Consider the following 14960-nt stretch of genomic DNA (forward strand, 5'->3'; position numbering starts at 1 on the left):
ATATGGCCTATTTGGTATCTAAAAGTTAATTAAAAAATTCTAGAGATTGATAAATGTTGATATTTGTTACCTCAAAGTAAATTATTCTAAGATTTATCCTTTAATATTCGTTTAAGCCAAACATTAATATTAATTTTTTTATTTTAAATTTAACTTTTTTTGCTCGTTATCTAAAAAACACCGATCTCAAAAAAGCTTTTGATATGAAGATTTTAGTTGTAGAGGATGACGAGTTACTTGCAGAGGTACTCAGCGAAATTCTCACTAACCAAAACTATGCAGTCGAAGTTGCTACTGATGGTATCGCTGGTCAGGATTTAATTGAAACTTACGACTATGATTTAGTGCTTTTGGATGTCATGCTACCTAAGCTAGATGGCATCAGTCTTTGTCGTCATATACGTTCCCAAGGTTTGCAAATGCCAGTCCTGTTATTAACAGGATGTGATAGCAGCCACGAAAAGGCAATTGGGCTAGATGCAGGTGCAGATGACTATGTAGTTAAGCCCTTTGATGAAGAAGAGTTAGTGGCTCGCGTGCGTGCTTTATTACGTCGGGGTGGAAAAACATCGCAACCCGTACTAGAGTGGGGCAATTTACGCCTCGATCCTAGTAGCTGTGAAGTCACCTACGAGCGAGATTTACTTGCTTTAACGCCAAAAGAATACGCCTTATTAGAACTTTTCTTGCGCAACAGTCGCCGGGTATTTAGTTGCGGCATGATTTTGGAACATCTCTGGTCTTATGATGATACTCCTGGTGAAGAAGCAGTTCGCACTCATATCAAAGGCTTGCGCATGAAGCTCCGCAATGTGGGAGCGCCTAACGATTTAATCGAAACAGTTTATGGTATTGGCTATCGACTCAAACCACAAACAGCAGAAGAGCCAGGAAATAAAGCAGAAATAGATCGGGCAAAATCTGCAAGTACTAATAATAAATCACAGCAACAAACACTGGCAGCCGTCGCTGCAATTTGGCAGCGATTTCAAGGACGAGTGGACTCGCAGGTGCAGCTAATAGAGCAATACATCCACAATATTTTAAATTCAGAATTGCGCGTGCAAGCAGCTCAAGAAGCCCACACCTTGGCAGGATCTTTGGGTACATTTGGCTTGCCCCTCGGCTCGAAACTAGCGCGTAAAATTGAACAACTACTGAAATCTGAAAAAACCTTCACGCCATCAGAGATTGGCAAATTACAAAATTGGGTGAAGCAATTACGTCAAGAAATTCAGAGTAAACAAGACGAATCGACATTGCCGCTAGCTACGGCCGAAGACGTTCCTTTAGTTTTAGTCATCGATCGCGGCCCTACTTTAGCAGAAAATCTCCAAAAAGAATCTGCTCAATGGAAACTTAAAGTTACAATTGCCACCAGTCTGGAAAATGCTCGCCATATAATCTACCGAGAGCATCCTAGTGTAGTGCTGCTCGATCCCAGTGTTTCTAGCAATCAAGAGGAAAGTTGGAGCCTACTTGCAGAACTTTCCCAACACCAACCTCCTGTACCAGTGTTAGTTATTACCGAACAGAGCGATTTTACTAACCGTTTGCAACTGGCTCGTAACGGCGGACACACATTTTTGCAGAAGCCCATGCCTGCGTCACAGGTGTTAGAGGCAATTACTCAAGTACTGCAACAATCTCCCCATGCGGAAGCGAAGATATTAGCTGTGGACGACGATCCGCAAATTCTGGCATTGTTACAAACTTTACTCAGTCCTTGGGGGCTAAAAGTAATTGGGCTGGAAGATCCGCGACAGTTTTGGTCAACTTTGGAAGCAGTTTCTCCAGATTTGCTGATTCTAGATGTGGAAATGCCTTATACCAATGGAATTGAATTGTGCAAAGTAGTACGCAACGATCCCCATTGGAGTGAGTTACCAATTTTGTTTCTCACCGTTCATAGCGATGCTGAAATTGTCGATCGCGTATTTAGTGTTGGTGCTGATGACTTTGTGAGTAAACCGATAGTCGGGCCAGAACTCGTTACCCGGATTATTAATCGCTTAGAGCGAATTAAGTTATTAAGGCGCGTGACTAATAGCCAAAAGGCAGGAGTTACCGAACAACAAAATCGCTGGCGTGCTATTTTTGATGCCGAGGGAGAATGCGTCAAATTGATTGCTGCTGATGGCACTTTGTTGGAAATTAACCCAGCAGGTTTGGCAATGCTAGAGGCTGAGAGTACTGCTGCTGTAATTGGTAAGTCTGTTTATTCTTTAATTGCCTCAGAAGATCGAGAAGCATTTCGCCAATTCCACGCAAGTATTTGTCAGGGTAATAAGGGTACTATACAGTTCGAGATAATTAACTGCCAAGGTCATCGGCGGTGGATGGAAACTCACGCTGTACCTCTGCGTTACGAAGCAGATGGTGCAATTGTGCAGTTAGCAATTACGCGAGACATTACAGAACATAAACGCAGCGAAACGGAAATTCGGCGGGTAAATCGAACACTTCAGGCGTTGAGTAATTGCTCTCAAGTGCTGGTACGCGCTAAGGAAGAGTTAGATTTGCTTGAGAGAATCTGCCAAATGATTGTGGAAGTTGGCGGCTATCGTCTAGCGTGGGTTGGTTTTGCCGAACGCGATGCGCAAAAAACTATTCGCCCAGTGGCGCAAGCAGGTTATGAAGACGGATATTTACAATCGCTCAACCTCACCTGGGCAGATACAATTCACGGTAGAGGTCCATCGGGAACAGCGATCCGCACAGGTCAAACCTCGATTATCCAGAATATTTTAACCGATCCCAATTACGAAGTTTGGCGATGTCAGGCAACTAAGCAAGGCTATGCAGCATCAATTGCTTTACCTTTAATCGCTAATGGTGAAGTATTTGGAGCATTGAATATTTACGCCACCGAACCAGAAGCTTTCGATCCGGATGAAGTGCAATTACTGGAAGCACTAGCCGCAGATTTAGCTTATGGGATTATGGCATTGCGCGATCGCAGCGATCGCCAACTCGCGCAAACGGAACTTAAACAAAGTCAGCAAAGCTATCAACAGCTAGTAGAACTTTGTCCAGAAGCAATTTTTATTGAACTTGACGGTAATTTCGTTTTTGTCAACAGTGCTGCAATCAAACTTTTTGGTGCCACAGTCGCGGCAGAATTACTGGGTAAAAATATACTTGACTTCGTACACCCCAACTCCCAGAAGGCGATCGCGGAATATTTGCGACTCCTCAAAGAACTGCAACAGTCAGTTTCTTTGCATGAAGAAGAATTTCTGCGGTTAGATGGAACTGCGATCGCCCTCGAAATCGCCGCCGCAGCCTTTACCTATCAAGGTCAACCAGCAGCTCAATTTATTGCTCGCGATATTACTCAACGCAAACGGACTGAAGCACTGCTGCATAAAGCTAATAATGAATTGGAATTGCGAGTTGCCGAACGGACTGCTGAATTAATTAGCCTCAATCGCAAATTACAAGCAGAACTGAATGAACGCCTGCGGATACAAGAACAACTGCGGATCTCGCAAGCAAAATTTGCCCGCATTTTAGATATTGCTGATGATGCCATTATTTCTATCGATGCCGAACAAAAAATTATTTTATTTAACCAAGGTGCAGAGAAGATTTTTGGCTATTCTGCCCCAGAAGCGATCGGGCAATCGCTGGATTTACTCTTACCATTGCGCTTTGCTCAGGCTCATCGTCACCATGTCGTTGACTTTGGCAAATCTCCCAGCCTAGCCCGGCGGATGGGAGAACGCCAGGAAATATTTGGTCGGCGTCGGGATGGTACAGAATTTCCTGCAGAAGCTTCGATCTCGAAAGTGGATAATGGAGATGAATTTTATTATACTGTAATTCTAAGAGATATTACAGATAGAAAGCAAATCGAACGTATGAAAGATGAGTTTGTCTCTGTTGTCAGTCACGAACTCCGCACGCCCCTAACTTCGATTCACGGTTCCTTAGGAATGTTAGCCAGTGGTTTGCTTCCAGCAGAATCGGAGCAGGGAAAACGCCTACTACAAATTGCTACTGATAGTACCGATCGCCTAGTCCGGCTAATTAACGACATTCTGGATATCGAAAGAATCGAGTCGGGTCGGGTGAAAATGGAACGAGAAACCTGCACTGTTCCCGATCTGATTGAGTCAGCAGTGAATATCATGCAGCCCCTAGCCGACAAAGCCAAGGTAAAACTCTCGATTTCTAGCTTACCCATTGAACTATGGGTAGATCCCGATCGCATTGTTCAAACTCTGACGAATCTGCTGAGTAACGCCATTAAATTCTCGACTGCGGGACAAACAGTTTGGTTGGTAACAGCACAACAAGGCGATGAAGTTGTATTTACAGTCAAAGATACCGGACGCGGTATTCCCGCCGACAAGCTTGACAGTATTTTTGAGCGCTTTCAACAAGTTGATTCTTCCGATTCCCGCAACCATGATGGTACTGGTTTGGGTTTAGCAATTTGCAAAAGCATTGTCCAACAGCATGGCGGACGCATTTGGGTTGAAAGTACTTTAGAACAAGGTAGTACTTTTTACTTCACCCTACCCATCCAGCGATCGCCCCAGACTCCAGATTTCGCATATACAACTCAGCAACGCCAGCTGCTCAAACAAGCTGCGCACTACAATGGCTCTGCTGAATTGCGGACTGAGCAATCGCGGCTAGTGCTAGTCTGTGATGACGATCCCGTAATTTGTAAAGAGCTAGAAAATTTACTGAAATCAGGAGGATATCGCGTAGTCACAGTGCCTACCGGTCAAGAAGCGATCGCTTTAGCCGCAACTCTACGTCCAGATGTAATTGTATTGGATTTATTAATGCCTGGTATGAATGGTTGGGAAACAATGGCAGTATTAAAAGAGCAGGCAGATACAAAGGACATTCCGATTGTGATTTGTAGTGTCTACAAACCAAACCTCAACAGTCAACCCAGTGCAGACTTTGTTGATTGGGTAAGTAAACCAGTTCAAGAAAGTAATCTATTGCAGTCACTCAGACAAGTAGTGGCTAAATCCTCAAAACGATTTCGCATTCTCATTGTCGAAGACGACAACGATTTGGCACAATTGCTCATCACCCTGTTTGAGAGACACGACATCGAAACTTTCCTCGCCCAAACTGGACGAGAAGCAATTCACCTCAGCCAAGAAATCAACCCAGATTTACTTATTCTCGACCTAATTCTGCCAGAAAGCGATGGGTTTACAGTCGTAGATTGGTTACAACAGCACAATCGACTTTGTAGCACTCCTGTGGTGGTTTATTCAGCTACCGATCTGGATGAGTCGGAACGCAATCGACTTAAATTAGGACATACAGAATTTTTAACCAAAGGACGTGTGACAACCCAAGAATTTGAACAGCGCGTAATGGAGCTACTTCAGCGGATTACACAAAATCAACAATAAGGTGGTAGCAATGAAAACAAAGCGAATTCTCGTGGTTGATAACGAAGAGTACATTCAAGAAGTTGCCAAAATTTGCTTGGAAACCGTCGCCGCTTGGGAAGTGATGACGGTGAGTTCGGGAAAAGAAGGCATAATGAAAGCCGAAACTTGGCAACCAGATGCCATTCTTCTTGATGTGATGATGCCAGATATGGATGGGATTACTACATTTGAGAAATTACAAGCAAATCCAGCCACTAAAGATATTCCCGTGATTTTGTTAACTGCGAAAATCCAGGCTGCGGATCGCCGTCGTTATGCACAGATGGGAATGGCAAATGCGATCGCTAAACCTTTCAATCCGCTAGAATTAGCGAGTCAAATAGCCACATCTCTAGGTTGGAGTACGGAAAATTAGTTAATAACCCGATATTACCGCCTAGGATAACCCAAAAGCTCTTTGGACAAACCAAAATAACCCAACAGCTATAATACAGGCAGATACAAAGCGGCGAAAAGTTAATTCCCAAGGTTGTTTTTGCAATACTCGTAGTACGAAAAACGCGGTTAATACAATAGCTAGTTGACCAATTTCTACACCAATATTGAAGCTAGCTAGCGATACAGCCAAATTGGATTGGGGAATATTAATTTCCTTAAGAACACCTGCAAAACCAAGTCCGTGGATGAGTCCAAAGCTAAAAGTAAGTAACCAGCGCCACCTTAAACTTTTGCACCAAAAGTTTTCCACTGCTACATAAACAATAGTCAGCGCGATCGCACTTTCGACAAATTGTACGGGTAGGGTGACAATATTAAGTACCGCTAACGATAGGGTGACAGAATGAGAGATTGTAAAAGCAGTTACTACTTTTAATAAATAGCCTAACCCACCACCCACCATTAACAAACTAATTAAAAATAAAACGTGGTCATAACCAGAAAGAATATGTTCTACACCCAATACAACAAAGCTGCTAACTTGCTGCCATAATGAACCACTAATTAAAGAAAACTCATGTTTTTCTGGTGTAAATACTAAGTTTTGAGTTTTTCCTGCTTGGATGACAGTAGCTAGACAACGAGCTGTAGGAACATTGGGCAAAAATAAATTGTAATTAATTGTCAGTCCGGTAACTGCTTGTGTCCAAGTGTAGGTGAGTTCTAAGGTAGTGTGAGTGTTGGCATTGCTTTGAATATTTGGTGGTAAATTGTTAGATGAGGTAACTGCAACTACACCCGCTTGTCCTTGTTCGTTAACCAGACGAATGCGATCGCCTAAAAAATGCTCAAGTTCTGTTTGATGTTGAGAAACTTCCGCATCAGAGAGTTGTCCATCACGGTTATCATCAGCTGAAGCTACCAAGCCTGTAGGAAATGTCAGCGTCATTGCGGTTTGTGTCTTGTCTACCGCTATTTCCGCTACTGCTAAATCTGCCCAATGTGCTTGACTGGGAGTAGCCCAAGTAATTGATAATAACAGTGCGCCCAAAAAAGAGACAATTAAAAGCCGATATCTGCGCCACGTAGTTTTCATCTTTCTAAAATCCTAAACTTTCTAATCCCAACCCCAAAGTGCGCCGCGCCTGTTCATCAAAGGTCGGGTCAACTTTCTGCGCTAACTTTTCATAACTGACAGCCTGTTCTTGATTGCCCAAGGCTTTGGCAATTATGCCAGCACGGTAGAATATACTGCCATCCTGCGTACCCAATCGCACTGCTTCTTGAATAATTTCTTGAGCTTCTTTGACACGTCCAGAACGGAAAAGCGCCCAAGCTAAGGTATCTAGAGTTTGAGCATCGCGGCGAATACTGACTTCTGCCTGCATCAGAGATAACGCTTCCGCTATATCTTGGGGACGGTTTTTATCTAATAACAATCGTGCCAATTCGCGACGATGACCGAAGGAACCGTTAGTGTGTCCGGCGGCGTTTTCCTGACGGAGTAAGGTTTCTGCTTGGTTTAACAAGTTACTCGCCGCGAGTGTATCACCTTGTAACTGCTTAATTCTGGCTTGACCTCGCAACACAGCATGGTCAAAAATCGTTGAGGTTTTTTGGTTGTTCGGCAAAACTTGAGCGTAAAGACTGGCTGCTTTTTGGTAATTTCCCTTGCGTGTTTCTAATTCTGCCAGATGCAGCAATGCTAGAGGGTATCGAGGTAAAATCCGCAGTGCTTCTTGATAGAGTTGTTCGGCTAATTCTAATTGTCCGTGTTTGTAGTAAAACTGACCGAGTAACACTCGTGTTGATGCTGAACTGCCGATTTCGCCCGGTTCCTCTACTGATAAAGCCAATTTAAATGTATCAATTGCGGCTTCATCTTTACCTTGGGCAGTCAGTACCAAAGCTTGTAAAGTCAAACTGCTTTGGGTGGGAATTTTGTTGACTAAAGCGTCGGCGGCAATTTTCGCCTCTGACAACTTACCCATTGCCAAGTTAGATGTGACTAAAATAGCCAAGGCATTATCGTTACGAGGCTGCAACTTTAATACTTGCTGAGATAGGCGAATAGCTTCAGTAAAGTCATGCCTAGCTTGAGCTACACGGGCAAGCACGATCGCCGCACTATGATTATTAAAAGGTAAATTGGAGAGCGATCGCTTGGCGGCTTGTTCTGCTAGTAAGTACCAGTTACTTTCGCCTGTAGCTTTTGCCATCTTCAAGTAGGATTGCGCTAAAGATGCTAAATTCAAGCCACTTTGGGGATTTTGGCGAACTTTTTCTTGATAAAAAGTGATTTCCGCTTCTAAGTTGGCACGACGGTCATCAGTCCCAGGTAAGGATGGAGAAAACGGATAGCCATAGGGTGCTGCTAGTTTGGCAGATGGGAAATGTAAAAATGGAAATATGGGTACTAGTAGCGTTGGAATAAGCAGCAACCATAGAGCTTTGAAAATCTTTGGTTGATATTTGTGAACAGTTGATGTCATAGTTAAGTGCTAATTTTTTAAACCGCAGAGACGCCGAGAACGCAGAGATGAGGTAGGGGAGAGATTACAGGTGTTCGTAAAATTTTTGGCGTTGTTGATTGATGAGAACTTTGAAAATTTCATACTTTAATTCAGCAATGCCGCTTTCTTTTCCCCCTGCTCCCCTTCGGGTGACGCTCCTTCGTCGCTCTAAGCGAAGCTATGCCGAAGGCTTTACGCTGCGCTAACGCCACTTTGCCATCGTGACGGAAACCGCCCGCCGAAGGATGCCCGAAGGGCTGTAGACGGCAAGTGGACTCACCTACCTCCTGCCTCTTCCTAGTTGGGTAATGCTAAGTAAGGAAATTGTGACTCTAACGGTTTATGTCCTTGAGATGGATTACCGGGAGTACCTTCATAAGAGACATTATCGGTTTTGACTGCACCGTTAGTTAGGACGCTGAGAGTGATATCAATAACATCGTCTGTAATTTTGCGGCCAGCTATAGGGCTGCCTTTAGCATTGAGAGCGTTAGCATAACCACTAGGTACGGTGGTATCAATTCGCATAACATCGGGGAGGAATGCGCCGAGGAGAGCATCAGCGCGTTTGTCGTCGTTACCCAAAGCTTTAAGTGTCTTTTTCGCTTCTGCTCCCACAGGTGCGGCGGCGGAACTTAAATCAGCAGTAGGAGGAATGCTGTTAAAAGCGTTGAGAAAATCGTTGGTGACAATCAAGCCTTCATTAATACCCGGTCGTGCTAGGCGCTCAACTTGTTGAAATTTACCATTACGTGGGTTGTGGACAGAGATAGTTTCCCAAACATCGAAAGTTGTAGTTTTGGAGTGTCCTGCCAAAAAGGAACGCGGTACTCTCACCACAATTGAGTTGACGTTGTATCCTTTGGCAAAATCAATTGCTTGGTTGGCGGGACGGAAACCGACGGCGGGGCCAATACCCAAAGCACCTGCACGCACGCGGAAGAATTGTTCCACATCAAAGAAGAAGGGGTCTTCGCGTAACCCAGCAAACACGCTGACTTGAGTGTCACCTAAAGATAATTTATTAACAGTTGGGTTTTGTGGATCTGTACTTAATGGTGTAGTTTTACCTGTAGCCGATCTTTTTTTACCATCTACGATCGCAGTTAATTTAAATTCTTGTTCTCCCTTGCTGTTAGGGGCGCTAAATTGAAATTGCAGAATTGCATCTTCCTTCCCCGTGGGAGTTGCATCTTTATGAGCGACGCGGCTGACCTTGAATTCGTACAGCGCATTAGTACTAAAATAATACTGCTGACGAGCCAGCGATCGCGGATTGGTATTCATCACAAATACTAAGTCATCTTGACGAGCTGCTGGGTTTTGGTCTTGTTCGCGGAAAACATACAAATCAGTTAAATTCACATTGCGACCTTTGGTGTCAACTTCTCCATCATCATGGTCGGAAGCGGTCACATATTTTGGTGCTAAAGTCGCTAAACTCACCGTTAAGCCTAGAGCTAATAAACCAATACCCGCAATTTTTTTCATTTTGCCAATCATCATGTTTTTCTCTCCGATAAAATGTTGTTAGTTACTGCTCAAAATCAAACTTGATTGATTTGATAGTTGTATTGTGTTGAATTTAACTGCTCACTTTCCAGACCAATAACTGTTCACTTTTTACTTACTTTTGTTCGTTGAGAATCATGCCAAAGCATGAGAATCTAGGGATATGAGGGAATAATTGTCCCTATACCCTTGCAGCAATATTTTCGAGATTCCTAGAATAATGCTAGGAATCCAATATTTTGAAAGCGATATACGCCAAAATTTATAACTTGGATCTCTTTTCCCAAATATCAACATACAGTGGGAGAAGATTTATCCAAGTGCGATCGCATTTATATTATTTCTAGTAAATGGTTCTGTTGATAATCAAATTATCGATTGAACAACACCCAAGCCAAAAATCTTTCGGTGTAATATAACGCTAATTGATTGCTCACACCATTAAATACAGCATCAAAAGCGTGTTCCGCCCAAGGTATTTCTAACAAAATCGCAGTTTTACCCAATCTATGTAAATTTTCATACATCTGTCTAGCAAATCTGGCTTCTACTAAATGGTCGCGACTACCGTGAACTAATAATGTTGGCGGTAAAGAGCGATTTACGTAGCTAATTGGCGAAGCAATTTGATACTGCTGTGGTAACTCTTGCGGCGAACCACCAATAAAAGCTTTTAATACAGCGCGGGTATTGATGGGGTCAGGTCGCGGTGGTGTATTATAGCCTTCAGTCAAGTTCACAGGCCCGTAGTAGCTGACTACAGCACGAATCGGTGGTGCATCTGGTTGATAAGCCGCTAGCATTGCGAGGTGTGCGCCAGCAGAACGTCCCAAAAGTACCATATTTTCTGTGTCGGCTTCATATTCTGTGGCGTGTTGGCGAATAAAATTGAGGGCTGTACGCACATCATCTAACTGTGCGGGAAATTGATATTCAGGTGCGTGTCGGTAATCAATTGCAAATACGGTATATCCACGAGCCGCCATATATTGATTAAACTCAGGATTAGCGCTAGGATTTCCACTTCGCCAGGCTCCACCATAAATTACTACTAATGCTGGATATTTCCCTACTTTTGGCGGTTGGTAAACTTGCATTTCTAAAGGAACTCCCGCAGGTGTAGCAAATATAATCTCTCTTTTGTGACGGATTTTTTCTAATGAAATACCTCGAAAGCTGTTAACTAAAGAAAAGGGCTGAGATTGCATTTTAGCGCTGACTTGTGGAGGTATTTGCGCTAAATAATTTTCACCTAATTCTAATTTCATGGCTTGTGCCATTTGTGTTTCGGTTGGGGCAATCTTTATTAAAACGGAACTACAAATCAGTAATCCGATTAAGCTAAAAATACAAGCTAAACGCTTCAGTTGACGCTGATATATAAAGAAAAAAGCTAATAAAAAAGAAAATAAATTTAATATCAATAACCAAGGACTGACTTCTGGCGCTCCTACCCCTAGGGGTAGTAAAGACATATTAGGAGCCGGAATAATAATCCAAGAACTGAGAAATAAACTGATGATACTCAGGAAGATTACCAGCCAGGATAAAATTTTTTTAGATTTATGAAACATAATTATATTTTTTTAATATGCTATCGTAGCGAGAACTTCAGCCCCCACTACGATAATTTTTCATTTAGAAATTACCTTGTAATTGCGCAATCATTGCGGCGGGATGCCAATATGCCCACATTTTTTGAATTTTACCTAGCTCGTTTATCTCAAAAATATCTATTCCCTCAAATGTCACTTCACGACCATTTTTACCAATGCCATAACCAGTCCATTTTACAGCAGCTTGATTATTTGTAATAAAAATACTCTCTTCTTGCAATCCCACTTTTTCAAATAAACCAGCAATATCTTGAAACAATTTGCTCAAAGCGTCGTGATTAGTAAGTGCTGGTCTTTCCGGTTCATAACTAATAGCATCGGGGGCAAAAGTTGATAACCAAGTGTTTAAATCCATTGCGCGGGTAGCAGCAAAATACTCAGCAATAACTTTCTGAATTACTTCTGATGACATGATGATATTCTCCAAAATAAATAATTACGAATTAAGCCAATGCGATCCGAGTGGCTTTGATTTCTCAATAATCTGCCAAATTTCTATTTACAGACTTTTACTGGAACTGTGTATGTTTGAAAGGTGACAGATGGCGCACCATACAACCCTCCATTACCGAGAAACGTGCGCGGTTGCAATACAGTTCGACATTGTTTACCTTTTGATGTCTGCTGTGGTTTTGTAGCTGGGCGAGGAGAATTGAGATTAGTTTGTGGCTGAGAAGGTTGTTGACTGGCTTCTAGAGATTGATTGAGTTCTTGTAAGGCTTGATTTAACTCTTGTAAGGCTTGATTGAGTTCTTGAGTCTCACTGTCGCTAAGTTCTTGGGCAGAAGCTTTTAGGGGTAAAGTACTGCTAGCAAAGATTCCGAGGGTGGCGATCGCAGTTAAAATTACAGCGTGGTGTTTTTTCATCATGATTTGATTTCTCCTTGCAAAGTGCTGATTGTGTCGATAGTTATAGTTTGTCTGGCTTCGTTGTTTACTTAACAGTCCAACTTTTGCTCAGTTTTTGCTCAATCAAGCGAACTGGGAAGGAGGATAAGGGAGTGTGGGGAGTGTGGGAAGTGTGGGGAGACAAGGGGGACAAATGACAATTAACTAATTTCCCTTTGCCAAAGTATCTCTGCTATGCGCGTCATCCCCGCTTTGAGGTGACGGCGGTAGGTACTAAAAGGCAAATCTAATAACTCGGCGGCTGTTTCTTGGGTTGGTGCGGGTTGCAAATAGGTGCGATGGATGACGCGATATAATTTTTCGTCACGGGGTGATGATTGCAAAGATTCTGCTGCTTGTTTGACGAGAGTTTGTAAAGCTGCAACTTTTTTGGCTACACTACCTGATTCTGGAACCTGTTCTTCTACTAAACGAGAACGCAACAAAGGATTCTGATGCAATATATCGGGGCGCGTAAAGTTACGCAAAGCATCTTGTACAGCTTCGAGAAAACCAGATTGACTGAGAACTAATAGTGGTTGGCTAGCGGGAGTTGTAGCTGGGGCTACCTCAGATGCAGCTATTTCTCTTTGTGCTAACATTTCTTGCCATGCAATGGGGGATACTACGCGCCAATCATGGCTGAATACGCCATAATTTCGTCCGCCGACTGTAAAATCAGCAGCAGGCGATCGCGCTAAATCGAAGTATGTTAACATTGGTGTCCATTCTTCTGGTTCGGCGCAGGGTAAAAAAGTGTAGGCTAATCCTGGCGTTTTTTGGAAATATTGCACAAAATTGACAAAAATCAGGCTTTGAATAGGTGAAACGCTTTGATAGGTATCCCGCGCCATCCAAAACCTGAAAATTGTCGCGCCTTCTTGCGGGCGTAAGGGTGCATAATTTTGCAGATATTCCCAAGCTGCAATAGTACCAGGATCGATATTGATGTCTTCGCTACTCGCTTCATGTAACGCCACCATAATTGCAAATCCGGCTGGGGTAGGCTGAGAATCGCGAAATACTAATACATTTTGTGGTTGACGCTGTAACCAATGGGCTGCAATTTGGGCTGATGCTTCGCCTTCATTGGCGGCGATGGTTTCTAAAATTGTATTTTTATCATTTTCCTTAAGTGAATCTGTTAACAAACTGCTATTTTCGCCCCAAGTAAAACGGGGACGAATCGCCGGATTATCTCGATGCAGAAAAATATAATCAAATAAAACGCGATGTTTTTCTACTCCTTGAGTTTGTCCTAAACGTTTGCTGTAATAGCTACGGGCTTGGTGATGCAATTGGGCATAAATATCAGGATTCCGCCAACGCAAATCCGCAATTAAAACTTCTCTAGCTAAATCGTGCGGAAATAAACCGAATAGTCCTGTTTCAATAAAAGAAAGTCCTCGCAACCACTCAAATAAATTGTGAGTATCGGGTAACTCTAAGAGTTGAGTAAGTAAAGCTTCGGTAGTTAGCCTGACTACAGCACAAGCTTGTAAAGCCATGCGATGTGCTGGTGTGGGTACTTCTTTGATAAATCTTTCTAGTAAGGTTTTAATAATATCTGGCGCAGTTTCCAATGGAAAAGAAATTTCCTGTCCTTGTGCTAAGACATCTGCAACTAAGGATAAAGCCAGAGGATATCCGTAAGTAAAATTGAGAATTTCTTGGTGATGGTTAGCGGGAATATCTCTTGTGTGCAAATAAGCTAAAGTTTCTTCTGGGCTGAGGTTGCGTAAAGGTAAAACATGAATTAAAGCTTGCCAACCAGGATCGCTATGCCAAGTTGCAGAAGGAGAATTCCGCCCAGCTAAAACAATTAATGTATCTAGAGATAAATGGGGTAGAAATTCTGCTTGCAGCCATTCGTCTAATGCGGAAATATTTTCGTAAGTGTCGATAAAAATCACCTGACGTTCTTCATTAGCCGCAAGTATTTGTAGGGGAGAATCACTCTCTGGTAAACCCATGTCGGCATTTAAAGCACTGATGAAAGATTCTGGTGTAGCTTCCAAGTTCCGGGCTTCAATATGAATAGATGGAATTTTAAGCTCCGTACATAGGCGTTGAAATTGTTGTACGAGGCTAGTTTTACCAACACCACCAGGGCCAAAAATATGCAATATATTAAAAGGTAAGTCGGTTTTAGTAATCGTTTTTTGAAATAAGGCTATCTCTTGTTCTCGCCCAACAAATTTGCGATTTCTTTCCCAAGCTAGCCGTTCTGATAAGGATGGCATAAGCTAAATCTCTCCAAATAATTACTAATTTGTAATTAATAATTTGGTTTAATTATCTCACTACCTGAGTGATAAAAAATATTTGGAGAATTTCACTCTATTTACATTTAGTACGCTACTTGCTGCTTCTCGAACAGATGGATATTGAGATAATATTTTATCCTTACAGTTGACGCTGGAATTGTTACGCAGTTTCAGTGATGTTGATTTTAGCTGCGATCGCACTTGTGCATCTGTAGTTTATCCTGAGGGTTGGTACTGCCAACATCACAAAAGTTCTGAAAATCTTGCCTCTTCGCTTTCTTTGGGGAATCAATTTCCTATTTGAGCGCATCAGTCTACTTCAGAAGAGTAAAAATTGTGCTTTCAGGTTGAAAT

At 42.6% G+C, this 14960-nt stretch carries 9 protein-coding genes; 2 read left to right on the top strand and 7 right to left on the bottom strand.

What is annotated here, in order from left to right; translation table 11 throughout:
- Positions 1-203 precede the first annotated feature (203 nt).
- Together AACU33_RS03905 and AACU33_RS03910 are read left to right on the top strand one after the other, a co-directional pair.
- Positions 204-5390, top strand: coding sequence for a response regulator (locus AACU33_RS03905; protein ID WP_096587132.1), 5187 nt, complete (start codon positions 204-206; stop codon positions 5388-5390).
- A gap of 10 nt (positions 5391-5400) precedes the next feature.
- Positions 5401-5787: a response regulator gene (locus tag AACU33_RS03910; RefSeq protein ID WP_096595121.1), complete on the top strand. Its 387-nt coding sequence runs from the start codon at positions 5401-5403 to the stop codon at positions 5785-5787.
- Positions 5788-5808: 21 nt separating this feature from the next.
- On the opposite strand, the gene AACU33_RS03915 is transcribed toward AACU33_RS03910, so the two are convergent.
- The 7 genes from AACU33_RS03915 to AACU33_RS03945 form a co-directional block, all read right to left on the bottom strand.
- Positions 5809-6906: a HupE/UreJ family protein gene (locus AACU33_RS03915; protein ID WP_096587133.1), complete on the bottom strand. Its 1098-nt coding sequence runs from the start codon at positions 6904-6906 to the stop codon at positions 5809-5811.
- 4 nt (positions 6907-6910) lie between these two features.
- A complete protein-coding gene (locus tag AACU33_RS03920) occupies positions 6911-8302 on the bottom strand; it encodes a tetratricopeptide repeat protein (protein WP_096587134.1) in 1392 nt (463 codons plus the stop codon).
- A gap of 318 nt (positions 8303-8620) precedes the next feature.
- Positions 8621-9829 carry a DUF4331 domain-containing protein gene (locus AACU33_RS03925; protein ID WP_339375748.1) on the bottom strand — a complete coding sequence of 403 codons (1209 nt, stop codon included), beginning with the start codon at positions 9827-9829 and terminating at the stop codon, positions 8621-8623.
- Positions 9830-10206: 377 nt separating this feature from the next.
- A complete protein-coding gene (locus AACU33_RS03930) occupies positions 10207-11409 on the bottom strand; it encodes an alpha/beta hydrolase (RefSeq protein ID WP_096587135.1) in 1203 nt (400 codons plus the stop codon).
- 64 nt (positions 11410-11473) lie between these two features.
- Positions 11474-11863: a nuclear transport factor 2 family protein gene (locus AACU33_RS03935; protein WP_096587136.1), complete on the bottom strand. Its 390-nt coding sequence runs from the start codon at positions 11861-11863 to the stop codon at positions 11474-11476.
- An 83-nt stretch (positions 11864-11946) separates the two neighbouring features.
- Positions 11947-12321 (bottom strand): hypothetical protein, encoded by a 375-nt coding sequence (locus AACU33_RS03940; RefSeq protein ID WP_096587137.1) that lies wholly within the window; start codon positions 12319-12321, stop codon positions 11947-11949.
- Positions 12322-12500: 179 nt separating this feature from the next.
- Positions 12501-14582 (bottom strand): AAA family ATPase, encoded by a 2082-nt coding sequence (locus AACU33_RS03945; RefSeq protein WP_096587138.1) that lies wholly within the window; start codon positions 14580-14582, stop codon positions 12501-12503.
- Positions 14583-14960: the final 378 nt, after the last annotated feature.

This window comes from Calothrix sp. NIES-2098, from assembly GCF_963875125.1.
Taxonomy (GTDB): Bacteria; Cyanobacteriota; Cyanobacteriia; order Cyanobacteriales; family Nostocaceae; genus Aulosira.

Coding starts and splice junctions, on each gene's coding strand:
- AACU33_RS03905 (WP_096587132.1), top strand. CDS start 204: ATGAAGATTTTAGTTGTAGAGGATGACGAGTTACTTGCAGAGGTACTC.
- AACU33_RS03910 (WP_096595121.1), top strand. CDS start 5,401: ATGAAAACAAAGCGAATTCTCGTGGTTGATAACGAAGAGTACATTCAA.
- AACU33_RS03915 (WP_096587133.1), bottom strand. CDS start 6,906: ATGAAAACTACGTGGCGCAGATATCGGCTTTTAATTGTCTCTTTTTTG.
- AACU33_RS03920 (WP_096587134.1), bottom strand. CDS start 8,302: ATGACATCAACTGTTCACAAATATCAACCAAAGATTTTCAAAGCTCTA.
- AACU33_RS03925 (WP_339375748.1), bottom strand. CDS start 9,829: ATGATGATTGGCAAAATGAAAAAAATTGCGGGTATTGGTTTATTAGCT.
- AACU33_RS03930 (WP_096587135.1), bottom strand. CDS start 11,409: ATGTTTCATAAATCTAAAAAAATTTTATCCTGGCTGGTAATCTTCCTG.
- AACU33_RS03935 (WP_096587136.1), bottom strand. CDS start 11,863: ATGTCATCAGAAGTAATTCAGAAAGTTATTGCTGAGTATTTTGCTGCT.
- AACU33_RS03940 (WP_096587137.1), bottom strand. CDS start 12,321: ATGATGAAAAAACACCACGCTGTAATTTTAACTGCGATCGCCACCCTC.
- AACU33_RS03945 (WP_096587138.1), bottom strand. CDS start 14,582: ATGCCATCCTTATCAGAACGGCTAGCTTGGGAAAGAAATCGCAAATTT.